Origin of the sequence: Kordiimonas sp. (genome assembly GCF_965216265.1) — a bacterium.
Taxonomy (GTDB): domain Bacteria; phylum Pseudomonadota; class Alphaproteobacteria; order Sphingomonadales; family Kordiimonadaceae; genus Kordiimonas.
In genome coordinates, this window is sequence record NZ_OZ244153.1 from 4,138,628 (window position 1) to 4,160,394 (window position 21,767).

Annotated in this window: 22 protein-coding genes; 7 read left to right on the forward strand and 15 right to left on the reverse strand. The window is 52.0% G+C overall.

Going from position 1 to position 21,767, the window contains the following annotated elements:
• Positions 1-586 precede the first annotated feature (586 nt).
• The 12 genes from ACOOGA_RS19245 to ACOOGA_RS19300 all read right to left on the reverse strand — a co-directional run bounded on the left by ACOOGA_RS19245 (position 587) and on the right by ACOOGA_RS19300 (position 5,912).
• Positions 587-991 (reverse strand): hypothetical protein, encoded by a 405-nt coding sequence (locus ACOOGA_RS19245; RefSeq protein WP_417460691.1) that lies wholly within the window; start codon positions 989-991, stop codon positions 587-589.
• 51 nt (positions 992-1,042) lie between these two features.
• The gene (locus tag ACOOGA_RS19250) at positions 1,043-1,282 is read right to left on the reverse strand and encodes a RebB family R body protein (protein ID WP_417460692.1); all 240 of its coding nucleotides are present in this window, start codon (positions 1,280-1,282) and stop codon (positions 1,043-1,045) included.
• A gap of 58 nt (positions 1,283-1,340) precedes the next feature.
• Positions 1,341-1,667 (reverse strand): RebB family R body protein, encoded by a 327-nt coding sequence (locus ACOOGA_RS19255; protein WP_417460693.1) that lies wholly within the window; start codon positions 1,665-1,667, stop codon positions 1,341-1,343.
• A gap of 123 nt (positions 1,668-1,790) precedes the next feature.
• Positions 1,791-2,021: a RebB family R body protein gene (locus tag ACOOGA_RS19260; protein ID WP_417460694.1), complete on the reverse strand. Its 231-nt coding sequence runs from the start codon at positions 2,019-2,021 to the stop codon at positions 1,791-1,793.
• 35 nt (positions 2,022-2,056) lie between these two features.
• The gene (locus tag ACOOGA_RS19265) at positions 2,057-2,377 is read right to left on the reverse strand and encodes a hypothetical protein (protein WP_417460695.1); all 321 of its coding nucleotides are present in this window, start codon (positions 2,375-2,377) and stop codon (positions 2,057-2,059) included.
• Positions 2,370-2,705: a hypothetical protein gene (locus tag ACOOGA_RS19270; RefSeq protein ID WP_417460696.1), complete on the reverse strand. Its 336-nt coding sequence runs from the start codon at positions 2,703-2,705 to the stop codon at positions 2,370-2,372. Before ACOOGA_RS19270 ends, ACOOGA_RS19265 begins: the two co-directional genes overlap by 8 nt.
• Positions 2,706-2,910: 205 nt before the next feature.
• Positions 2,911-3,240 (reverse strand): RebB family R body protein, encoded by a 330-nt coding sequence (locus ACOOGA_RS19275; protein WP_417460697.1) that lies wholly within the window; start codon positions 3,238-3,240, stop codon positions 2,911-2,913.
• 203 nt (positions 3,241-3,443) lie between these two features.
• Positions 3,444-3,767 (reverse strand): RebB family R body protein, encoded by a 324-nt coding sequence (locus ACOOGA_RS19280; protein WP_417460698.1) that lies wholly within the window; start codon positions 3,765-3,767, stop codon positions 3,444-3,446.
• A 201-nt stretch (positions 3,768-3,968) separates the two neighbouring features.
• The gene (locus tag ACOOGA_RS19285) at positions 3,969-4,292 is read right to left on the reverse strand and encodes a RebB family R body protein (RefSeq protein WP_417457091.1); all 324 of its coding nucleotides are present in this window, start codon (positions 4,290-4,292) and stop codon (positions 3,969-3,971) included.
• 245 nt (positions 4,293-4,537) lie between these two features.
• A complete protein-coding gene (locus tag ACOOGA_RS19290) occupies positions 4,538-4,870 on the reverse strand; it encodes a RebB family R body protein (protein ID WP_417460699.1) in 333 nt (110 codons plus the stop codon).
• A 231-nt stretch (positions 4,871-5,101) separates the two neighbouring features.
• The gene (locus ACOOGA_RS19295; RefSeq protein ID WP_417460700.1) at positions 5,102-5,434 is read right to left on the reverse strand and encodes a RebB family R body protein; all 333 of its coding nucleotides are present in this window, start codon (positions 5,432-5,434) and stop codon (positions 5,102-5,104) included.
• A gap of 166 nt (positions 5,435-5,600) precedes the next feature.
• The gene (locus ACOOGA_RS19300; RefSeq protein WP_417460701.1) at positions 5,601-5,912 is read right to left on the reverse strand and encodes a hypothetical protein; all 312 of its coding nucleotides are present in this window, start codon (positions 5,910-5,912) and stop codon (positions 5,601-5,603) included.
• A 167-nt stretch (positions 5,913-6,079) separates the two neighbouring features.
• Here ACOOGA_RS19300 and ACOOGA_RS19305 point away from each other — a divergent pair, with 167 nt between their 5' ends.
• Complete coding sequence (locus tag ACOOGA_RS19305; protein ID WP_417460702.1) at positions 6,080-6,355, forward strand: hypothetical protein; 276 nt, start codon at positions 6,080-6,082, stop codon at positions 6,353-6,355.
• An 18-nt stretch (positions 6,356-6,373) separates the two neighbouring features.
• Here ACOOGA_RS19305 and ACOOGA_RS19310 read toward each other — a convergent pair whose 3' ends face one another.
• Positions 6,374-7,429 carry a deoxyribonuclease II family protein gene (locus tag ACOOGA_RS19310; RefSeq protein WP_417460703.1) on the reverse strand — a complete coding sequence of 352 codons (1,056 nt, stop codon included), beginning with the start codon at positions 7,427-7,429 and terminating at the stop codon, positions 6,374-6,376.
• Positions 7,430-7,706: 277 nt separating this feature from the next.
• On the opposite strand from ACOOGA_RS19310, the gene ACOOGA_RS19315 reads away from it, so the two are divergent.
• From ACOOGA_RS19315 to ACOOGA_RS19330, 4 genes are read left to right on the forward strand one after another with little or no spacing between them, the layout of a single operon-like run.
• Positions 7,707-8,369: a hypothetical protein gene (locus tag ACOOGA_RS19315; RefSeq protein ID WP_417460704.1), complete on the forward strand. Its 663-nt coding sequence runs from the start codon at positions 7,707-7,709 to the stop codon at positions 8,367-8,369.
• A gap of 27 nt (positions 8,370-8,396) precedes the next feature.
• Positions 8,397-9,014, forward strand: coding sequence for a hypothetical protein (locus tag ACOOGA_RS19320; protein WP_417460705.1), 618 nt, complete (start codon positions 8,397-8,399; stop codon positions 9,012-9,014).
• Positions 9,015-9,057: 43 nt separating this feature from the next.
• A complete protein-coding gene (locus ACOOGA_RS19325) occupies positions 9,058-9,741 on the forward strand; it encodes a glycoside hydrolase family 25 protein (RefSeq protein ID WP_420429259.1) in 684 nt (227 codons plus the stop codon).
• 52 nt (positions 9,742-9,793) lie between these two features.
• Positions 9,794-10,693 (forward strand): hypothetical protein, encoded by a 900-nt coding sequence (locus ACOOGA_RS19330; protein ID WP_420429261.1) that lies wholly within the window; start codon positions 9,794-9,796, stop codon positions 10,691-10,693.
• Between the two features lies 1 nt (position 10,694).
• Here the strand turns inward: ACOOGA_RS19330 and ACOOGA_RS19335 are convergent, their stop codons facing one another.
• Positions 10,695-16,253: an AAA family ATPase gene (locus ACOOGA_RS19335; protein ID WP_417460708.1), complete on the reverse strand. Its 5,559-nt coding sequence runs from the start codon at positions 16,251-16,253 to the stop codon at positions 10,695-10,697.
• Positions 16,254-16,400: 147 nt separating this feature from the next.
• Between ACOOGA_RS19335 and ACOOGA_RS19340 the strand changes: the two genes are divergently transcribed.
• Together ACOOGA_RS19340 and ACOOGA_RS19345 are read left to right on the forward strand one after the other, a co-directional pair.
• Complete coding sequence (locus ACOOGA_RS19340) at positions 16,401-18,692, forward strand: NAD(P)-binding protein (protein WP_417460709.1); 2,292 nt, start codon at positions 16,401-16,403, stop codon at positions 18,690-18,692.
• Entirely contained in the window at positions 18,689-19,654 is a 966-nt protein-coding gene (locus ACOOGA_RS19345; RefSeq protein ID WP_417460710.1) for a hypothetical protein, read from the forward strand. Before ACOOGA_RS19340 ends, ACOOGA_RS19345 begins: the two co-directional genes overlap by 4 nt.
• Here ACOOGA_RS19345 and ACOOGA_RS19350 read toward each other — a convergent pair.
• Positions 19,651-21,663: an FAD-dependent oxidoreductase gene (locus ACOOGA_RS19350; RefSeq protein WP_417460711.1), complete on the reverse strand. Its 2,013-nt coding sequence runs from the start codon at positions 21,661-21,663 to the stop codon at positions 19,651-19,653. The two genes, ACOOGA_RS19345 and ACOOGA_RS19350, sit on opposite strands and share 4 nt — an antisense overlap.
• Positions 21,664-21,767: the final 104 nt, after the last annotated feature.

Below are 21,767 nucleotides of genomic sequence, written 5' to 3' on the forward strand. Positions count from 1 at the left end.
AGGTACGCTTCTCGCGACCTGCTCAGCAGTGTTCTCTTCAGCTCTATTCGGCTGGACCTCTTCGGTCTCTGGAGTGCGTGCGCTGTTATGGTTCAGCGGAAGCTTGTTCGGATTGCGTGAATTTTGTGGGAAGAGTCGATGGACGTTGTGTAAGCGTTTGCCTTTGGAGAGGTTTTCTGCGGGGTGTATACTGTCTTCTGGTGAACCAGTGGGTGCTCTCCCGCGTTTTTTTGGGTTGTGCTTCTGCCGCCAGTTTGCGCGTAGGCTTTCCTGCGATACGTCACCATACCTCCCCATTTCCCGCCCCTTTCGGTATATGTCATCATTGTATTTGCCCCCTCGATCACAATCTTTAGTTCTCGAAGTACAACTGAGACGTCACCAAATGAGGTTTCGTGAACCATAAGATGTATTAAAACACGTTACGCGATATTTCATTTATGTGAATGTTTGTATGCAAACCGGAGTGGGAACAATGTTGGTTGAGACGATTTAAGTGAATATCGTACGAAAAAGTGCCGGGGCCACGCGCTATCAGCCCGGCAGACCACCCTGCCCGGCGACATTAAAAGCTAGCTTTTGAAGCTTATGAACTCGGGAAATTCGATACAATCGTACCCGCAGCAGCGCCTACTTCGGTAAAGTTTGTCTGCGCACTGGTGACGGCGCCGGTCGCCGCGGTAATGATTGGTACATATTCTGCTGCCAATGCCGGGTTTTCGATCATGAGTTGCAGGCAGACACCTTGCGCGGTGCCAGCGATAGTCATGATGTTACGGAGATAGTCTGTGGCATCCTGCACAGAGAATGCGGCGGCCTGGGCCACCTTTTGGTATGCTATGCCTGCGGCCTCGGGCCCGGCAGCGCCTAGAACAACGCTGTTGGTCATGCCAACGGCCTGGACGATCTGCTGGTTCAACTCGGTTGTCACCAAGCTGGTTGATTGGTCAGTGTCGTCATTTGCATCGATATCGTCGTTATTTCCAGCCATATTGTTTCCCCTAATAGCTTAAGAAATATCCGTAAGCATCAGATATTAAGTCTATTTTCCTCCGCCAGCAGCGGCAAGTATCATCGTGATAGCGCTTGATGTGACGGCGTTACCGATCTGCTGCAACCCGCCCTGCGCTTGCTGCGCGTTCTGCATCGACAAGCTGATGGAGTGCGCCATGGTTTGATACACGAGACCCATGGCCTGTGCTGGCGCTTCTGCCACAACCTTCACGTTGCTTTGGGTGACAGCATCGGTGATCTGTGAGTTTACGGGTGTATTGTCAGCCATTGTCTTGAGCCTGTCTTATAGCCGTTACCGGACTGGTTATAATTCCTGCAATCTGCGTCTAGATCCTGTTTAAGGCGGCAAGTACCACCAGTAGCGTGAGCATCGTAGACGTGGTGTCGCTTCTGGCGACCTTCGCGGCGCTTGCGGCAGCTGCCATCGAATTCACGCTGTATATCTGCATCACACCCAGGTTTGCCGCAGCCTGGGCCGATATAGCCCCTTGCTGCTGCGCCTGCACACTGTTCTGGAACATTATGCCGGTTGAGTGGGCTGCGCTTTGCTGCATCGCAGCCTGTGCCATCGCTGGCGCGCTACCGAGAACCATCAGGTTACTCTGGGTGACGGAATCGGTGATCTGACCATTTACATATGTAGGTATCGCCATGATATTTCCTGCACGAGCTTTGAAAGCTACCCTGAACAGTGTTGATCGGATCCTGATAAGATCCTCAGTATTTTAAAGACGCTGTGTATCAGGCTTTGTGAACCTGATAATTCAAGCACTGGTTTAACTTGCCCCAGCCTTGATAATCAGCGTTACAACAGATGATGTTGCTGCGTTGCCAACCTGCTGCATGCCACCCTGGGTTTGCGTTGCATTCTCCAGCGCCAAACTGACTGAGTTGGACATACTCTGGAACGACATGCCGACTGCCTCAGCGGGTGCTTCGCCAAGCACTTTGACGTTTGTTTGTGTCACCGCGTCGGTAATTTGTGAATTTACGGTCTTGGTTGGCATATTGGGCCCCTTCCCTGTTGCCTGGCGTTAAACGTCTAGTAACAAGCAAGATCGTTTTTGTTCGCCGCGATAAAATCCCTTACCAGATCCCTCAGATCTTCGATCGCTCGGGTCTGTTCAGCATGCGCCGCTGCGGTTTTCAAGTCGTCATCACCCCGTTTGTTGTTCAGCAAGACCGCGGTCGCACCGGTTGCGTAGGAGTTGACCATATGCGCAAACAGTACGCTTTGTGACTGCGCCAGCGCGAGCGATGTTTGTGCAACGGACAAGGCGCTACTGTTCCCAAGGGCTGAGACGTTCGTCTGGATGAAAGCATCAGTCACCATGGGATTTACGTATGGATCTTCGTCAGCCATGAGAGCTATCCTTCGTTGGTTGTTTACGCCGTGCACTTGGTTTTATGAGATCGTCTGGTGAAATGCCGAAAATATCTGCGGTAAATTTGAGCACATCCAGCTGGTTCGCGTTGGTCAAGCGGTGCTGTTCGCTCACCATGGAAGCAAAGAGCGCAGACTGAGCCTGCGACTGAGCGAGGATAGCCTGATCGATTGAAACCGCCGCACTTGCGGCAATTGTACTCGCTGTGTTTGCAGCGACACTGTCTGCGACCTGTTCGTTCACGCGGGCCGCTTTTTCCTTGGCCGCTTTTTCCTCTTTTCTCTTGCGTCTCCAAAGTCCGAACATGTCTTTCTCCCGCCGTTTTAATACCGGCGATTGTGCGTGTTCCCGGTGCATTCCACCTAGGATCGCGGCTGAAAAATTGTTATCCCTTCAGGGCTTGTCAGGTTGACGGTTCAGGAGTGCTGTTTGTGAAGATGTGGCGAGGATTTATTTTGAAAACGGGAAAAAGTGGCGCAGGAACTTTGGCCCTGCGCCAGTCGCTGGTGGTTTAGAGAATCTGGTCTGTCGCCATCAGAGCAGACCGCGTGGTCAAAACCTGGTTCGGGGTATCGCTTTGTGCAATTTTTGATGCAGCCGCGACGCTTGCCATGGTGTTGACCGTATAGATCTGGATCACACCCTGGTTTGCTGCGGCCTGCGCCGCTATGCCGAGCTGTTGCTGCTGGGCGACAGCTGATTCAAATAGCAAGCCGGTAGAATGCCCGAGCGACTGATAGACGGTCCCCATTCCGGTTGCCGGTGCGGCCCCAAGCACCTGCACATTGGCTTGTGAAACTGAATCGGTGATCTGGCCATTGACCGGGGTGTTACTTGCCATGCTTATTCTCCTTATAACCCGGAATGGGTTCCTAAATGCCTTACGCTCTCTGTGCCAGGTGGCGGCAACACGCGCATATAGGTAAGACGACCTTGGCGGGTGCTTGTGAAGAAGGTTTACATGTTAATTGAGGGGCTGAAAAAACAGAAACCCACGGCTGGCTATGCCAACACGCGGGTTTCAGGTGCTTTGGGGAACTGTGTTTAAGTTTGCGTTGCCTTGAGGGCAGTAAGCAGGGACAGCATGGTGTCTGGTGTATCGCTTTGAGCGATTTTGGATGTTGCAACTGCACCAGCCATTGTATCGATGCTGTAGATCTGGATAACGCCCTGATTTGTGGCCGCTTGCGCCGCGATGGCGAGCTGCTGCTGTGAACCAACAGCGTTTTCATAAAGGATTCCGCTTGAATGCGCGAGAGATTGGTAAATAGCCCCCATGGCCATTGCCGGTGCATCGCCGAGCACCTTGACATTCGCCTGAGTTACTGAGTCAGTAATCTGACCATTAACAGGTGTTGGAATTGCCATTGTGTTTCTCCTTCGAGACTTGTGTCAAATGAGCTTCGGGTGTTGCCGCTCTGTGGGCTGCGATCCGCTCACTATATCGACGGCGAAGGTGATGCTTTGTGAGGAAAAAAGTGAAAATTGATTGGAGAAATCTGAGAAAAATAAGAAAGCCGCGCCAAAACCTGAAGGGCTTGTAGCGCGGCTTTATCGGAGCTGTGCACCTTAAGACTGGGTAGCCTTGAGTGCGGTAAGCAGGGAAAGCATTGTGCTTGGCGTATCGCTTTGTGCAATCTTGGACGTTGCGACCGCACCAGCCATCGTATCGATGCTGTAAATCTGGATAACGCCCTGGTTTGTGGCCGCTTGCGCCGCAATACCGAGCTGCTGCTGGGAACCCACAGCATTTTCATACAGGATGCCGGTTGAGTGAGCGAGGGCCTGAAAAATGGAGCCCATAGCCATAGCAGGAGCATCACCGAGCACTTTCACGTTGGCTTGTGTTACGGCATCGGTGATCTGGCCGTTCACAGGGGTTGGCATAGCCATAATAGTTTCTCCTTAAGAACCTGTTGTCATGTGAGCGCGCTTACGGCCTATTCCTTGGCCACGCTATACTCAGAATAAGGACGGTGTTAGCGAGGGTTTGTGAGCATAAAAGTTGCGATTTTAGTCATTAAATTCGCGATATTTTTCTACGCACCGCATAAAAGGCAACGCGCCGCCCCGATTATGAACCGGGACGGTTGGCGGTTGAGTACCTCAGCCCTCTGCAGGACTTTGGATGGTAAATTCTAGGTTACGGGACCTTGGGTAGCTTTGAGCGAGGTCATCAGCGACATCATCGTATCAGCTGTATCGCTTTGTGCGATCTTGGACGTCGCAGTGCCAGCCGCCATGCTGTCAATGCTGTAAACCTGAATGACGCCCTGGTTCGTGGACGCTTGCGCAGCAATTGAGAGTTGCTGCTGTGCTGCCGTGGCATTTTCATAAAGAATACCGGTGGAGTGCGCGAGGGATTGATAAATCGCCCCCATAGCCATAGCAGGAGCATCACCGAGTACCTTAACGTTGGCCTGGGTGACAGCATCAGTAATCTGGTCATTTACAAGTGTTGGATACGCCACGTTTCGTCTCCTCATCTAACGTTTCAATGAGTCCGCCGCGCCCGATGCTTTGTGCGGTCTCTTGTAGGTAAGACGGTGCACCTTCGTGTTTGTGATATAGAAAATTGTATAGACATAAAAATAATAATATTGTTATAAAACAATGTATTAATAGATATACTTAAACAAAAAAATAACCGACATGTACAATGCACATGCCGGTTCTCTTGGACTGTTCTCGTGCGCCCTATTCTAGGTAACGGACCCCTGGGTTGCCTTGAGTGCTGTCAGGAGTGACATCATGGTGTCCGGTGTATCGCTTTGAGCAATTTTGGAAGCGGCTGTCGCGCCAGCCATCGTATTGACGCTGTAGATCTGGATAACACCCTGGTTTGTGGCAGCTTGTGCCGCGATTGCCAGTTGCTGTTGTGATGAAACACCGTTCTCAAACAAGATACCGGTTGAATGCCCGAGCGACTGATAGATTGCGCCCATGCCCATGGCGGGTGAACTGCCAAGAACTTCGACATTCGCCTGGGTGACGGAATCCGTGATCTGGCCGTTCACGGGAGTTGGCGTAGCCATATTTTATCTCCTTCGAATACAAATTTTGACGAGCCAGGGGAGCGCCGCACAGGAATGAAGCGCACTGCTCGTTGTCATGACGGTGGAGTTTGGGATTTGTGAGGAAGAAGTTGAAATTGATAGGTCTGCGCGCGGAATAACGGTACCGCGCGCAGACCAGGTAAGGTTAAGCCTCAATCGGCAGTGGCAATGGAGCCTTCAGCCCTGCGGCGTCGGCTAGGACCGCAATAGAATACTCCGTCGCTACCTTTGTGAGTGTATGTAGCTCAATGCAGTTGCGATGGATCATATGGATCGATTGGGCTGCGATCTCGTTCTGCTGTGCTTCTGCCTGCGCAAAAACACGGTCCATCGAGGGTTTCCATTGGATGACGTCCATCCATTCCCGCGCGATGTTTGCACAAGGCGAATGATTGGGTTTGTTGTTGTCACCAGATTTTGGAGCCGCCTGAGGCGGCGTTCTTTTTGGGGTAGCCATAAAGCTCTCCTTTTAATGGTGCCTATACAACATTAACATGATTTTATGGTCGTCGCTGCTCTAAACTTCCCGTTCCCCATCGGGCACGCTTGAAAAATTTTCTTCCAAAGTTCGTAAAATGGAAAGTCTCGCGTCTCTCTGACAGGATAATAAAAGGGAGAACAGTGATGGCAGATCAGACATCAGGGTCAGCAAAAGGCCTCGTAGACAATATGCTGAAAAGCGATGAAGCTTTATTGGCCGTTGAGCAATCCGTTCAGGATGCATTGGCCAATTTCATGCAAACGGCGGACAAGGAGATTGCTAAACTTGTGCAGTCTAATTTTGTCGGTCCGGATGTAAGCTCGGAAATGTTGAAGATGCAACAGGCGTCCATTGAGAAAACTATTAAGCTCATCAATGAAGGCCCGGCTGGCGCGCAGAAAAAAAGTAAGTCCGAGTGAGCAAACGGTTTTGAGCGGTTACCGTGCTGGTGCCGCAAACACCTCTATACTGCTTAGGGCAGACCATAGCTCCTGATGCTGGAAGCATATACCGCCCCCTCCCCGTCGTTCCTGTGAGATCTGGCGGTTGATATCAGCAACACAGACCCAATCGCTTGCCTGCGAACTTGCCCACTTGGCATGGTCTCGTGTGTAGGGCCATCGTGCATTAACCGAAAGGCTGGATAGGTCGATGCCTCCAACGTCGCAGACATCAAGCCCTGCAGTAGCATCCTGCGTGCCGGGCATTTTCCCCCGTCGCCAGCTTTCAATATTGACGTCCGCGTCAAGAGTTGGACCGATAAGGTCGATCCAGAAATCCCTGTCCCACTGCCGGTTTTTGGCGATGGAGATGAAATGCTGGCCGCCGCGCGAGGTGAACTTGCATGAGCTTGGCTTTGCTGCCGGCGTTTTGGGAATGCCAGTGGCCAGGCTTTTAAGCGCTGTTGCCGTGCGGTCCGTCGGTGCGCAACCAGGCCAGTGGTAACCATAGACCTGAGGGTCTTGCTGTATAAGCATTTGCTGCGCCAAGGCGTTTGCTGTTGCGACATCCTTTAATGTGATGGCCAGAAAAGTTTGCGCGTAGATCTTTTCATCCGGGGGAAAGTCAGAAGAACCGGTGATCGGGAACCTGGGGGTGGAATGCAATATCCAGACCGCGCTGTTTGTCTCGAAATCAAAGGCAAGTACACCTTTGCAGTGACCTTTGTCTTCATCGTTTTCAGCGGGCTGTGGTTTCTCATCGTTATACAGCAACCAGCCTGCGGAGCTGGGCTTGGAGGATGCGGAATCAAATATCAGCTTGAGAGTATTATGTAGCGCACCTGCCCCTGCGCCGAGTTTATTAGGTGATAAGCAAAGCCCGCTGGTATTATTTGCTGTGTAATAGAGATAGTTGAAGCCGTCGAGCGGCTCATCCACTGCGACTGATGTACTTGGGTCTTCAGTCACATGGTGTGGCAGTTTATAGGCGAACCACCAATCTACAGCCTCACCATCAGCACTTTCAGTGCCTTCGCCTATCGCTGATAACATATTGCTCTCCCCACTTCTATCTTCTGCCGGAAGTCTCTGGTTCTGGGTGACGCTTCAACTGCAGAAACGTGAAAAAAGAGCAATGCAGTTCACAAATGGCTCCCTCATCCGTTGTGAAACTGCGCATTTATCGCATTTAGCATCCGCACTGCTGAGCGGCGTGGGGCATGCGTGAGGGCGTGCGTGCGGTGTAATGCCTGCCGCACGGGGACAGCCAATACGGCCGAGATCACGAGTTGTGAGCACCCGGCCCGGCAAGCGAACAGGAATCAGGGAAATGGCTAGAAACGCACGAGACCGCGACGACGAAGATGTGATCGATGACTTCGATGATCTGGAAGACTTCGAAGACGACTACGATGGTGAAGGCTACTCTATTGAGGAACAGGCATTCGAGATTGAACGCGATGCCTTCCGGTTTGAAGAGCGGGTAATAGCATTCAGCCGGGCCTGTCGTCGGCACGCTCGGCGCGACGCAAGAGTTATTGAGCGCGAGGCTCACCGTCTGGAACGCGATGCTATGCGTTTTGCGCGCTGGGTACGGAAGTTCAGTAAACATTGCCAGGAACGCAGCTCGGCGGCTGCACGCTCTGTTGAAGAACAAGCTGAGGACCTTGAGCGCGATGTACGCCGCTACGAGCGCCGCATTGAAGCCAGGGAACGCGCCAGAGAAGAAGCCGCTCACCGCCATCAGAAAGAAGTAGAGCGCCAGCAACGCGAGCTTGAAGAAGAAATGGACGCGCAGAGAGCAGCACGCGAAGAAGAAGAGGACAGTGACTTGAGAGCCACATCAGACGAAAGCCCGCTGGAAAAGTTGGCCCTTGAGAGCCGTGAGATCGCCGAAGAAGTTCTCGACGAAAAGCCCAAGCCGAAGGCGGCTAAGTCAAAAGCTACGGCTACTACTCCCTCAAAAGCCAAATCAGGTGGGCGCAAGAAATAACGCCACATTGGATGCGGGAGACTGCTGATGAGCGATACCACAAATGAAAGCGGCGCCGCACCTGCGGCCCCTCCGTCAGAGAAAGAACTCATAGAAGCGGCGGCGCGTGCTGCGCCAGCCGCAAAGGGCACCACGTCTGACCGGGCAATGAACATCATTCAAGCCTCGGTCATCCAGCGTGAAGCCATCAGCAAAGCCTATGAAGCCCAGAAGAAAAACATTAATGACGCCGTGAAAGAACAGCGGGTGGCCGCTATGGAACAGATGACCACGGCGAAGAAACAATTCACAGAACGGGATGCGATAGAGAAAATGCAACAAGCTCAATCTGCAACAAGAAATCTGGTATCAACGGGAGAAAACCCCGCAGGCAGTACAGGGGTAACAGCACCTGCCCCTCAACAATCGATACCGCAGGCGTCTCCCCCCGCCACCCCTGCGCAGGCTGCGCCAGCCCCACCGCATCAAGCAACAGCGCCCGCGGCCAACCCTGACCTAGCGCCAGAGGCACCAATTGCAAACGAACTAGCCAATACAATCCGGGCGATTATTTCTGAGGAAGTAGACAAGCAGCTGAAGGAACTACTTGCTATACATACCGCGCAGACGCAGACCGCGCCACCGACTGAAAACGAAGGTGCATGAAGCGCGGCCAATGAAAGCACGGCTGGACATATTGCAAGTTTGCTTGCTGAGATTGTTTAGCATCTTCCTGCTTGCTGGCTGTGACACGTCAGTAGGCTCAACGCAGCCGGAATACATAAGCGGTATCGACGTTTCCAGCTATCAGGAACAGATCAACTGGACGCAGGTTTATGGCGGAGGCGTGCGCTTTGCCTATATCAAGGCAACGGAGAGTGATACGCTCACCGATCCGCAATTTATGGCCAACTGGAGTGGCAGCGACAAAAGTGGCGTGATCCGCGGTGCTTATCATTTCTTTACGCAGGGTGTCAGTGGTGCCGCCCAAGCTGCATACTTCCTCAGTGTTATTCGCGCGACGGACGCCGGTGATAGAGGAGCTTTGCCTCCTGCCCTTGATGTCGAGGGGCTTTCTGGCGCTGAGTTAAAGGAAGCGAAAGCTGAGATTGCTGTGTGGCTCAAAACGGTTGAGGCAGCACTAAATTGCACACCGGTCATCTATACAAGTCCAGACACTTGGGACGAAGAGTTCCCGGGAGATTTTACCAACTATGGCCTCTGGCTCGCAGATTATACAAGCGAGACCCAACTTCCAACCGGATGGACATCCTGGTTATTTTGGCAATATAGCGATAGCGGTACGGTTGACGGTATAGCCACTCCTGTGAGCCTTGATAGGTTTTCGGGACGAGAGCTTGATCTCCGCCTCACGACCTGTGTGGGGTGGTGAGATGCGTCGCTCTGCCAAACGGTCTCGCCGAAGACGAAGTTCTTTGCCGACCGTGCATGATAGGGCGTCTGCCCTTCTGGCTGAGTTGGAGAAGCATAACCTCCCTGCCATTGCTGCGGTTGTTATCCTCCTGGTTCTTAACCATTTTGGTCTGGTTGCTGACCTGCTCGATACACTTGTCCGTGGCCATCTCGCTGATGCCAATGAGATCTATCTTCATCAAGCGAAAATTCACGCTGGTGAAAACCTGACGTTACTCGCTGCACTGGAGGCAGGCTTGAAGGTGATAGAGAGCAGCAGCGCCGGTTTCTCACTCATCGTCGACGTTAACGTACAGGTTGGGAATTTACTGAGTGTGGTTGCTGAGCTGACCGCACGGGCCTTCTGGGTAAGCGTCGTTGCTGCATCCGCACTGATTGGCACAGAGGTTGTTCTTGATGGGGCTAGCTATGCGGCGCAATTGCTTCTCACTACAACGCTGGTCATACTTGTCATGCATTGTGTCTTCCGCCGGGTCTGGCGTTGGGTATCCCTCATCAGCGGGCAGATATCAGAGATACTGCTGCTGATAACATTTCTAGTCTATATAGGCCTTCCGCTTGCGGTTTTCTCCGCGTCTAGTATATCCGATGCCATCACCAAACCAGTCGCGGAGAAGGCACAACAGCACTTCAAAGCCACGCATGACGATTTTGCACATGGTCTGCATACACATGTTTCAACCGTGATAGACGAGTATAAGAAGGATGGGTCAGGAGTTCAGTCTAAAAGCCGGTCCTTGGCCGGAGCTGTGGCGCGACATGCGATTGCTGTAATATTTGATGCGTTTATCTTTCCCGGCTCTCTGCTCTTGTTGGTCACTTGGCTTGGGCGCATCATTATTCGGCACACGATGAAAATTGATGTGCTTTTGCGTGATTGGTCAAAACAGGAACGTCCACAAAAGAACTAAATCAGTGTCTTTGTGAGCTACTTTCACGTGGTTTTTGACCCGCTGGAGCTGATTTAGGCATGGTTATGGTGAACTTGCTCCCCGCCCCCTGCTCGCTCTCAAGCGAAATCGTGCCGCCAAGTTGGCTTGTTATTACGTTGTAGACGAGGTGGAGCCCCAGACCGGTCGCGCCCGATGCCCGGTTAGTGGTAAAGAACGGTTCGAATGCATTCTCTTTAACGTCTTCTGCCATTCCTAATCCATTCTCATAATAAATTACTGTAACCATATTATGATTAATAGATATTTCTATTTTTATAGATCTATTTGGAAGCTCTCTGAAACCATGCTCAACACTGTTGGAAACAAGGTTGGTAATAACCTGAGCAAGCGCACCAGGATAACTTTCTACCGTCACTTCCTTATCCGAATGGATGGTCAATGTATGGCCATTCGCCTTCCAGATAGGCGCGATGCTTGCGGCAATTTCCTCAAAGTAGCCGCCTAGTTCAAATTTGCGGCGTTCGTCGTGCGTGCGGTCAGCCGCGACCTGTTTGAAACTTTTCACCAGATCGGCCGCCCGCGCCAGATTGCTTTGAATGATCATATTTGCCGTTTGAGCATCGTCGAGAAAATCCTTCAGACCCCGTTTTGTCATGCCGCCCTGCTCCAGTTTTCCTAGAAGTTCTTGGGTGCGGGCGTTCAGGCTGCTTGATGCGGTGATTGATGTACCCAGCGGTGTATTGATCTCATGCGCCACGCCAGCCACCAGTGAGCCAAGGGATGCCATTTTTTCCGCCTGCACCAACTGGGTTTGTGTGTCCTTTAGGGTTTTATGCGCCTGCTCAAGCGCCATTTCCCGTTCGCGGTCTGTGGTTACATCAACAAAAACCTCAACGGTACTGCCGTCATTGGACGGTTTCGCTCTATGGACCAGAATTGTGCCGTTGGGCAGGCGAATCTCATCATTTGAGCCTGTCGTGGCACCACGGTCGTCCAGTGTCTTGAAGATTTCACTCCGGTCCATACCCTTCGCTGGCACGAAACCAACTGTCCCAAGCAGTTCCTCAAATCGGTTATTCCACAGGCTGAGCTTGTTATTGGCGTCAAATGTCACCAAACCTTCGCTCATGCTGGTCATTGTGGTATCTAAGAGCGCTGAATAGGCTGTAACGGCTTCCGTCCGCTCTTTAACCCGGTTTTCAAGATTAAGGTTAACCGCGGTCATCTCCGCATAAAGCTGTGCGTTTTCAATTGAAAGAGCAGCCTGTCCGGCGATATGGCCAGAAAGTTCGCAGCGCTGCGGGGTGAAAGCACCGGCTGTCAGGCGGTTCTCCATATAGAGCACACCGAGAAGCTCGCCCTTGTGAACAAGAGGCAATGCGAGAATGGACTTTGGTTGGTGGTCCCGGATGTACGAATCCAACTCATGGCTTGCTACCGCTTTTTCATTCGCGAGAACGAGCGTATCCCGGGTTGTCGCGACCTTATCAACAACCGATTGCGGGAAAGTTGGTGGCGTGCTTTGAAGCTCTTCAAGAACCTGAACCGAAAGTACTTCATCCCCAACCTCAGCGCTTGCGGCTGGTGTAATGCCTTTTTCAGATTTGAGTAACAAAACACCGCGTCCTGCACCGGAGGATGCCAGCATCAGGCGCATCAACGTGCGAAGCAGTTCCGGCAGGTGCATTTCACTACCAAGCAATCGGCTCGCCTCGGCAACCATATCAATGTCAAAACGATCAAACCGTGAGGAGCTTTGCTCCTGTTCATTACGTTCGGGCAACTGACCCTCAAACTCTGTCTGTAATGCGCCACAAATAGGTGCGGCGCCCCACCGTTGATATGCGGCAATCGCCTGCGTGAGATAAGCCGTGCCCGTGCGTTCACGCCCCAACTGGTATGACAGGCGCGCCATCTGCTCAAGTGCCCACGCCATGTCTTGGAGGAAGCCACCTTTTTCTGCCTGAAGACCTGCGTGCTCATATAGCGCAAGCGCGGATGTGTTTTTCCCTTGCCTTGCCTGATCGGTAGCACGAACCAAAGTGAGCAGGTGTGCGTAGTTGTCTGGCGCGTGTTTAGCTCTCACCTTCAGCAGTTTCAGCGCTTTAGGCAGCGTCTTTCGTCCATCTTTGCGGTCAGAGGTGGTTAAATGGTCCCAGCTTTTCAGATAGGCTATTGCCACTAACGCAGTGGTGCGAACACCGGTCACAGTGCCAATCAGATTGCCTTCGAATGCAGAGTATTTCACGGCATATTCACGGGCAGCGGCATAGCGACCGAAAAACACCTCAATGTAGATTTGCCCGGCAAGATAGAGAGCTGTTGTATACCGCTGGCCGTTAGATAGTGCTGTGTCCAGGTCGTTCTGTGAGACGATCTCACTGTGAGGCTCGACCGGGTCACCAGCCTGGCCTGTCATCTTATGTAAAAAGTGCCTTGGGATATTGAGCGCAGCCAGTGAGGCAAAATTGCCGTGTCGTTTCACGGTTTCTGCGTAGCCATCCACCTGTTCCTTGAGTACAAGAAGGTTCTGCCCGCTTGCTATCATCAGGTTGGGGATGTTGTTGTAGGAATAACAGCCCCAGTGAATGTCGCCGTCCTCAAAAGCTTGCGCGGCAACCGCTTTGAAGCGATCGATCACCTCTGAAATTGGCAGAAATCGGTGATAATTATAATAACACGTTGCAAACAAGGTACGGTTCGGAAAAGGGCTGGCCGGCTGGGTTGCAAGGGTGTCTGCGACCTCTGTCATCATTTTCATCGACTTGAAGTCATCGAAAATCTCGTCCGCCAACACGCCATACGACGAGATGGCTTGTACAGAAGCCGGGCTGAGCCCTTCTTTTACCGTGTGGCGAACCAAACGTAGTACTAGCACCAACCAGAACTCGGTATTTGAGACATAAGCCGCAGGCGCAACGTCTGTCAAAAGCTCTGATATCAGCTTGGTTTTTTCATCTTTGATCCACGGCAGGTTCAGAAGTTTCTCTCGCCCCTTCCCAGTCATAACCAGTTTGGTTTTGATTATCTCTATCAATATTGCCATTGGGCTTGGAGTGAGTGACACCTTAGCACCAATTCGACTTAGAGCCGATGCGCCAGCCTGTACGGACTTTGCAACATCAAGGTCGATATTGGCTGTAAGAAGTTCTGCGCGGTCAATGTGAATAAGCTCCCATACGTCGTCTGAGTTCTCTCGCACAATATCGCTGAGCATTGTCACCGCAGCACGGTCATTAAAAACCGCCGCGAGACTGAGTGTACTGAGACATAGACCCATAGCCATGTCGCGGGCGTCAGCCCAAATTTCAGAGGTGAGCATTGCAACAGCGGAGCTGTAGTATTCAAAAGCGACCTCAAAGGCGGCACCCCGCTCTGCCAGCTTACCCGCACGGTAGTTTAGCTGCTGAACTTGTGCCCGCTCTGCATCAGACAATTGGTCAGCAGCTATATTCAGGTGCCGGATCGCCTGAAACAACGCCGTATCAGCTATATGTTCCTTGGAAAGAAAAAGACGAGCAAGCTGTACGTGGAGCCGTTCGCGCTCTTCGTGCTCGTTCAGTTTGTAAGCAGCCTGCTCCACCCTAGCATGAACAAAACCTAAGCTATGCTCTAGCTTGGAAGGCAAAAGAAGACCTGCCTTCAAGGCTGGCTCAAGATGTTGCTCGAACGCCTCCTTGTCACTATTCAGAAGGCTCTGCAGTAGCCCTTTCGTAAAGTCGGCCCCGATAACGGCCGCAGCATTCAAAAGTTTCTTCGTACCATTCGGCAATGTGTTAAGCCGCTCAAGCATCAGCTCCGCAAGATCTGCAGACATTGATACTTTAGCAAGCGCGCCCTGATCCCACAGCCATGCCTTGGTTTCAGCATCAAAATTCAACAGGTTTTGCTCAATGAGATATTTGAGAAGAACCTGGAGAACCAAAGGATTCCCTGCACTTTGTTGATGCAGGACGGTTGCCAACCCACCAACCTGCTCTTCGCCTTCCTTCAGTGCTGCGGATAGAAACGCACGCGTATCTGCTTCATTCAGGGCGGCAAGTACGATGGATGTCACACGGAATGATCCATTTGAGACTTTGGATATGAGATCACTAAGGGTGTGAGAAGCGTCGACCTCCTCGCTTCTGTAGGCCAAGCATACGACAATATGGCTCAGATCATTATCCAGCAGCAGATCTTCCAGAATGCGCATCGACGCTGTATCAGCCCACTGCGCATCATCTAGGACGAGAAATACCTGGTGTTCGGGGGTCGCCAGAGCGGCAAGGAAACGACGGATTGCCAGGCTCAGCTGACGTTGAATGTCAGAGGCTGGTAGCTCGGGCGCAAAGCGTGGCAACGGCACCAAGTCTTTGAGGCGTAGAGAAAGACGCGAAAGCAAACTAAGCCCGGGGCCAACAGAGGCACTGATACGCTCACTCCAGGCCTTGGCGTCACCAAACGCGCCAGATTGAGCCTGAAGCACAAGATCATCCAGCAGCATGCCCAAGCTCGCATAGGGTGCCCTGCTCTTGTACCGGTCAAATATGCTGGAGACATAGAAACCGCGTTGTTCAAGAACGGGACGTTGTGCGCTTTCGATGAAACTGGACTTGCCGATACCGGAAAGACCCGAGACCAGAAGCAGCTCCGACCTGCCCCTAGTACTACACTCTATTATCCCCTTGAGTGTCTGAGTATCCGCCTCACGCCCAAAAAGCCGATCAGGCAAGGCAAGCTTGCCGCTGGTGTCCTGCGAGGCAAGAGGAAATGGATCAATCGTGCCAGCCTCTTCAAAGGCTTCACGACAAGTGGTTAGGTCATGGAGTAAGCCGTTAATGGTCTGGTAGCGTTGATCTGGCGCTTTTCGAGTAAGTTTCTTGATAATCTCTATGATTTGCGCGGGTACGGTTTCAGGGTAGCTGTCCGCTTCTGGAAAACTTCGGGCAAGATGTGCATAGAGCCTGGAAAGGTCGTCATCAGCTTGGAACGGTGGGCGCTTCGTTAGACAGTAATAGAAAACACACCCGAGGCTGTAGATATCTGACCGATGATCGATAGCAACATTCAGACGACCTGTCTGCTCAGGTGCTATATAGCCATAGTCTACGCTGGCCTCAAGCCGAGACACCACGGGGTGTGTCAGCTCGACAAAGCTCGCCGCGCAGTACTCTAAAAAACTAACCTTATTGTGGTCAGCCGACCAAGCCAGCACTTTGGGGCATATATTCCCATAGACAAGACCAGCATCCGTGATGGCTTTGAGTGTTGTCGCAGAGGCGATGGCAAACGCGAGAAAATCTCCAATATTCATGGGAGCCGAAGCGACTATTGTCTCAAGCAGCGCACCGCCATGACCCTCACTTATGAGATAAGCGTCACCGCCTTCCTGCTGAAACTCAATCCCATGATCAATGTCGGCCTGGCGGAGGAGATCATATTCCTGCCGAAGGGTTCGTGCTTCAGGTCTTAGGTTACGGGCAGATTGGTGCCTTATGAATACAGAAGCACTGTCCCGTTCGCGTATTGCCCGATAGATATTGGTTCCGCGCGCGCTTTCATGCAGCAGTTCCGCCTCAATTATCCCCCCCAACATAATTTAATTCTACCACCCTTCATCAACGTGCCCCTACAATCTGGCAGTGTCACCAAACAGGGCCCGAGGTTCAAGCGCTTATCATCTATTTGCAATCGGAATATGCATGTTTAGTGTGGATACATCTTAGTGGGGAGATCGAGCGAGATGACAGGCAAGAAGAAAGTAGCAATTCTGGGGGGCGGTGTCGCGTCACTGGTTGCAGCGTGGGAACTCAGTAAAACCGAGGAAATGCGCGAAAAATACGACGTAACCATTTACCAAATGGGGTGGCGCCTTGGGGGGAAAGGGGCGACAGGCAGAGATGAGCATGGCCGAATACAAGAACATGGTCTTCATGTTTGGTTTGGGTTTTATATCAACGCCTTCAGCATGCTACGCGACGTTTACGCGGAATGGGATCGGAGCGATATGAACGCCATGCGCACCATTCATGATGCGCTGCGCCCTCGTAACTATACGCCACTGGGTTCGTCTGTGAACGAGAACCCTGCCTGGTGGGACTTTACCTGGCCCCACATGGGCGGCATGCCCTGGGATGACAATGTGTTGCCCACCCTGCCCCAGCTTATTGGTACTATTGCAGGCGTAATAGTGGATCTCATCCTCAACGGTGAAGAGCTTACCTCCATGATGGTGCGTGGTAAGCAGGTGCCATGGTCACAGCTCTATTCAAAGGAAGACTATGTCGAAGCGTTGGAAGACGAGGTTAAAGCTGTCGTTATTGCGGCCAAACACGCTAACGGTGACATTCTTGAGTGGGTGAAACAGCTTTTGCTGAGCAACTATGAGCTTACGCCTGCGGAAGAAGCGCATCTCGAACATCTTCTCGACGTGGGGCACCATTCAAGCATTGTGGATGCCGCAGAAACGTTAGAAATCCTGACCGGGTTCCATAATAGCCTGGCCCCTGATTCCGACGAGCACAGGCCGGACGTGTTTGTGGACATTTTGAGGGTGATTCTCACCTTCCTCGCGGCGCCAATGCAAAACCAGGTGCTGAAAGACGCGCTGGATTCGCTTGTTCCGTTTGCTATCGGGATCATTACGGACTTCGTAATTGGCGACAAAACTGCCGACGAATTGGATGCCGAAGGCCTGGAGTTTACCCAGTGGCTGGTTCAAAACGGCGGGAATCCGAAGCTTCTTAAAGACAGTCACCTCCTTCGTATCGTTTATGACACCTTCATGGAATTCCGTGATGGGGATGTGACCCAACCTGATTATGGTGCGGGCGTTGCTGCGCAGGTTTGTGTGCGGCTGTTTTTTACCAGTAAACACGCCGAACTCTGGAATATGCAGGCAGGCATGGGGGAAGTTGTCATTGCGCCGCTTTATGAGGTGCTGAAGCAGAATGGCGTTAAAGTCGAATTTTTCCACAAGGTGAAAAGCCTGGGTCTAGATCCAACCGGCGAGAAAGTTGCGACGATAGAGATCGAGCGGCAGGTGAACCTGAAAGATGGTACCTATGACCCGATCTACCCCCTTCCTGTGCAGGGCGCAGCAACGCACTTGCTGGTATGGCCCGCGCAGCCCCTATGGGATCAGATCGAAGATGGCCATGCCATTGCAGCCGAACTGGACCGTACAGGCTCGTCACTTGAAAGCCACTGGAACCCCGTACCGCCGGTTGAAACCATAACCCTTGAGCTTGGTGAAGACTTTGACGATTGTGTGCTTGGTATTGCACTCGGCGCCTTCAAAAAGTTGAACGCAGAGCCAACCATGGTTGATGAACTGGTGGCGAAGAACAGGCGCTTTGCCGAGATGACAGAGAACGTGGGTATCATACCGACGCAGGCGGTGCAGTTCTGGATGAACCGCGACGAACAGGCGCTTGGTTGGCATGGTGACCGGCCGGATGCGGTTGGTGGACCGGAAGCTTTCTGCATTTGGGCTGATATGTATCAAACGCTCAAATACGAGCCTTGGCCGGGCTTCACGGTGCGACCACGATCCGTGCACTATTGGTGTGGCGTCTGGAAGACAGACCTTTATGCGCAGCCATCCACTGAGCTCACAGTACCCAAAAGGGCACTTGAGGATGTAACTATTAATGTCACCAACTGGTTTGACCTTAACGTTCAATACTTCTGGCCGCGTGCGACCGTAACGCCGGGCATCAAGTTTGATACGGATGTTCTTTTTGCCTGCAACCCGGATTCTGACGAAAGTCTGATTTCCCAACAGTTTATTCGCCCAAACGTTGACCCTACAGAGTGCTTGACCTCAAGTGGCGCGGGTATGAACCCATACAAGCTGGCCGCAGGCGAAAGCGGATTTTCAAACCTTTATCTGGCAGGAAGCTGGATCAAAACAGGTTTAAATACAGACTGCGTTGAATGCGCGACCATGTCGGGAATGCAGGCTGCGCGGGCACTTTCTGGTGTACCCATTCCGGTACCCGGTGAATTCTTTATGCAGGTGAATCCATCATGAGTATGCCCGATTATGTTTCCTTCTCAGGCGTCGGCGAGAGTTCCTGGCCCGCGCCAGGTGTTTTTGCCAACAGCATTCTGACCGGCTTTTTTGTGCCGGCTAATACTATATCAATGCAGGCCCTTGTGGATCGTGTCCTGAACGGCTTGCCCAATTCGCCGGTGCGGTATGAGGTTCTTGGTAGGAATATGTTTTGCACCTTCATGCAGATCGGGAAATGCTACAGTGGTAGCGCGCAAACAGGGTACTTCCCCTACCGGGAGGCCATGCTTGTTATTCCCCTTTTGCAGTGGCGCAAGGGGCATATCCTGCCAGAGATCGTGGCTTGGCCCGCGTATATGATACCCGACGAGGTCATTCCGACAGTGACCGGACGCGAAGGTTGGGGGTATCCAAAATCAATTGGTACGATCGGTGTACCAGTGGATGAGACAGACGCAGCGCCATTCACTTTGAATACAATGATCTTCAAGCGCCTCAATAACGACTGTATGGGTACCAAACAGACGCTCTTTTCCATTAATCACAGTGGATTAAATTACAGTGAGCCCGTCAACAATTTGAAAGGCATGTCTGATGTTTTTACCCCAATTTTCAACGGTTTGTCGATTGGGGAAGAGCTGATAAATCAAGTTAAAGCAAGGATCTTGAATGCCTTGCCAGAGTTTACGTTGACCAACATTAACCTCAAGCAATTTAGAGATGCCTCTGAGACCAATAAAGCCTGTTACCAGTCACTGACCACGGCGCCACTTGTGATGACCAATTTCCGCAGTGGCCGGATTATAACTGGCGACTTAAACTTCTTTGCTGAACGCTGCCAAAGCCATCAGCTCATCGAGCAGTTCGGATTGGCGGTACCAGACAACGGTAACGCAAACGTCCCTGTTCGGTTAGGGATAGAGTTGGCGCTTGATTTTGAGATTCGGGCAGGTACTACCGTTTGGGCATCGCCCAGTTAATCTTTAAAGCGTGCGGCGATCGCAGCCCCGGCATCAAGGCCGGAGGCGGTCGCCGATTCCGCGCTGCCCATGCTGTAAAGGGTCTTGGTCCAATCACCAGCTAGAAACAGGTTTGCAAAGCCACTTTTTGAGGGCTTTAACCGTCTTGCGATGGTTCCTGGGCGTGATTGTACATAAAGCTCCGTTGGGTCCCAGTTGTAGCGGTAATAAGCGGACACCAGCGATATATTGTCAAAATTGTGCTTGTGAACAACATTTGGCCACAACACATTTCCGTTATTATCCAGCCACTTCATCGCGATTTCACGGAGGCGCACTGGAAACTCATCGCTGTGAGCGATCATCGCTTCCTCATCGTTTTCAAAAAATGGCATCGGGCCACACAGATACTCAACAGCTTGTGGTTTTACCGTATATCCGCGCCACGGTTCGGCAGGAAGGGTCTGGCTCATTTCGCCCCAACTGTCGAGCGGCTGCACATTGCTCACCGCGACAGTGGGTCCTTCAGTCCAGCCTAGCCCCTCCAAGTCAGGTTTGAACCAGAGCTGAACATTACCGGTGGGAACGCTACTGGCACTTTCCAGCATCTCAGCATACCGCGCGCTTTTTCCTGCAAGGTCAGCGGCATAACGTGTCTGCGACGCAGGCGGGATTGCCATAACAACAGCATCAAAGTCGGTGCCCGCCTCTAAGTCTAACGTGCCCACATGGTAGTCGCTTGATATAGACTCAAGGTTTCCCGCAATTGCCGCGGTGTCTTGGTCTCCCACTATTTGGTCCCAAAGGGGGGCGGACGGCCAGCAATAGAGAAACTGTTTATTATCCCCATAGGGCACAGTAATGAGCGGATTATAACTGCCATCCTTGAGGTCTACCTGACGCCAGAAATGCAAGGCCTGGATCGAACTGCCATCCTCTGAAACGTCAAGGGCTTGAAAACGATGGAAGAGCTCGATCTTCACACCGCGCTGTTTCAACGTCTCGTAGATGGGGGTAAATACGGTGTCGCCCATGCCTGCCCGCATCTTCCATATTGGGGCATCTTTGTAGCCAAAGAACAGCAAAATCATAACGTTGGCCGCAGCGCCAGCCGACATGGAGGCAGTCCTTTCCTCGTCTTTGGTCTTGCCAAGGATATAGGCGAATGTAAGGTCATATAGGGATCGTACTGGTGCTGAGAAATGGAACGCTTCACCAAGACCATTTGCGGCGAGCCAATCTTTAAAGTCCTGGTCGTTGATGCGATCAAAACCAGCCTGACCATATGGGACTACGTCTTTCAAAAGACCAATGACAAAGGTCAGGCCAAAATCCACAAGACAGCTTATCTTCCAGCCAGCGGTGAAATTGAGCGCTATCGGTTCAACATATGTCTGAAACCAATGCAGGAGGTCTTCAAGAAGTGTAATCAGCTTAGAAACTAGCTGCGAATTGAGCGCATCAAACACTGCCAGCAGGTCGAGAATAAGGTCCAGTCTGTCAAAACCGCTGAGTTCTTTGAGTGTTGCCAGCGCCTCGTGTTCCTGAAGTTCGGGCAGCAGATTCTTGGTGATATGCTGCAAAATACGGGGAATATAGATATTGGCATCGAGAGCGGTTGCATTACCGGGTTCGCCCGGTGTTTGTGGTAAATTGAATATCCACGGCTCCCATCTGTCACCAAGCAGGGTTGGAAAATCCTGCATCAATGTCATGGAGTATTGTGGATCAAAAGCTTCTTTCCAGTTCTGAAAGGCGTAATTTACCGGCTTGTTCCACTCAGCATAGGTTTGCTGCATCACACTGAAGGCTGTGTCGTAAAACCCGAGAAAAACATGTAAGCCGTGTTCTTCTATGCGTTCACCTTCCTCCTGATTGCGGCCGCTGGCTCCCTTTCCGCCCAGTCTCCAACCCTGACTGTAGAGTGTTACATCAAATCGCGAGCGAAGCGCGGGGGTGCTCGAAAGCGCAAGCGCAGCACTAACGCCGCCCAAACCACCACCGATAATTGCGATCTTCTTTTTGGTCATATGTGCCCCCCTTTGTGTTGGCGAGAGAATAGCAGGCTCTTCCTGTGAACATGAAGCGATATATAAAAAACTGCAACGGCAAGGACTTAGCATCGAAAATCCTG

What these genes read in the sequence shown, in the direction of transcription:
- ACOOGA_RS19245 (WP_417460691.1), bottom strand. Translation starts at nt 991, where the DNA reads ATGGCTGGAAATAACGACGATATCGATGCAAATGACGACACTGACCAA.
- ACOOGA_RS19250 (WP_417460692.1), bottom strand. Translation starts at nt 1,282, where the DNA reads ATGGCTGACAATACACCCGTAAACTCACAGATCACCGATGCTGTCACC.
- ACOOGA_RS19255 (WP_417460693.1), bottom strand. Translation starts at nt 1,667, where the DNA reads ATGGCGATACCTACATATGTAAATGGTCAGATCACCGATTCCGTCACC.
- ACOOGA_RS19260 (WP_417460694.1), bottom strand. Translation starts at nt 2,021, where the DNA reads ATGCCAACCAAGACCGTAAATTCACAAATTACCGACGCGGTGACACAA.
- ACOOGA_RS19265 (WP_417460695.1), bottom strand. Translation starts at nt 2,377, where the DNA reads ATGGCTGACGAAGATCCATACGTAAATCCCATGGTGACTGATGCTTTC.
- ACOOGA_RS19270 (WP_417460696.1), bottom strand. Translation starts at nt 2,705, where the DNA reads ATGTTCGGACTTTGGAGACGCAAGAGAAAAGAGGAAAAAGCGGCCAAG.
- ACOOGA_RS19275 (WP_417460697.1), bottom strand. Translation starts at nt 3,240, where the DNA reads ATGGCAAGTAACACCCCGGTCAATGGCCAGATCACCGATTCAGTTTCA.
- ACOOGA_RS19280 (WP_417460698.1), bottom strand. Translation starts at nt 3,767, where the DNA reads ATGGCAATTCCAACACCTGTTAATGGTCAGATTACTGACTCAGTAACT.
- ACOOGA_RS19285 (WP_417457091.1), bottom strand. Translation starts at nt 4,292, where the DNA reads ATGGCTATGCCAACCCCTGTGAACGGCCAGATCACCGATGCCGTAACA.
- ACOOGA_RS19295 (WP_417460700.1), bottom strand. Translation starts at nt 5,434, where the DNA reads ATGGCTACGCCAACTCCCGTGAACGGCCAGATCACGGATTCCGTCACC.
- ACOOGA_RS19300 (WP_417460701.1), bottom strand. Translation starts at nt 5,912, where the DNA reads ATGGCTACCCCAAAAAGAACGCCGCCTCAGGCGGCTCCAAAATCTGGT.
- ACOOGA_RS19305 (WP_417460702.1), top strand. Translation starts at nt 6,080, where the DNA reads ATGGCAGATCAGACATCAGGGTCAGCAAAAGGCCTCGTAGACAATATG.
- ACOOGA_RS19310 (WP_417460703.1), bottom strand. Translation starts at nt 7,429, where the DNA reads ATGTTATCAGCGATAGGCGAAGGCACTGAAAGTGCTGATGGTGAGGCT.
- ACOOGA_RS19315 (WP_417460704.1), top strand. Translation starts at nt 7,707, where the DNA reads ATGGCTAGAAACGCACGAGACCGCGACGACGAAGATGTGATCGATGAC.
- ACOOGA_RS19320 (WP_417460705.1), top strand. Translation starts at nt 8,397, where the DNA reads ATGAGCGATACCACAAATGAAAGCGGCGCCGCACCTGCGGCCCCTCCG.
- ACOOGA_RS19335 (WP_417460708.1), bottom strand. Translation starts at nt 16,253, where the DNA reads ATGTTGGGGGGGATAATTGAGGCGGAACTGCTGCATGAAAGCGCGCGC.
- ACOOGA_RS19340 (WP_417460709.1), top strand. Translation starts at nt 16,401, where the DNA reads ATGACAGGCAAGAAGAAAGTAGCAATTCTGGGGGGCGGTGTCGCGTCA.
- ACOOGA_RS19345 (WP_417460710.1), top strand. Translation starts at nt 18,689, where the DNA reads ATGAGTATGCCCGATTATGTTTCCTTCTCAGGCGTCGGCGAGAGTTCC.
- ACOOGA_RS19350 (WP_417460711.1), bottom strand. Translation starts at nt 21,663, where the DNA reads ATGACCAAAAAGAAGATCGCAATTATCGGTGGTGGTTTGGGCGGCGTT.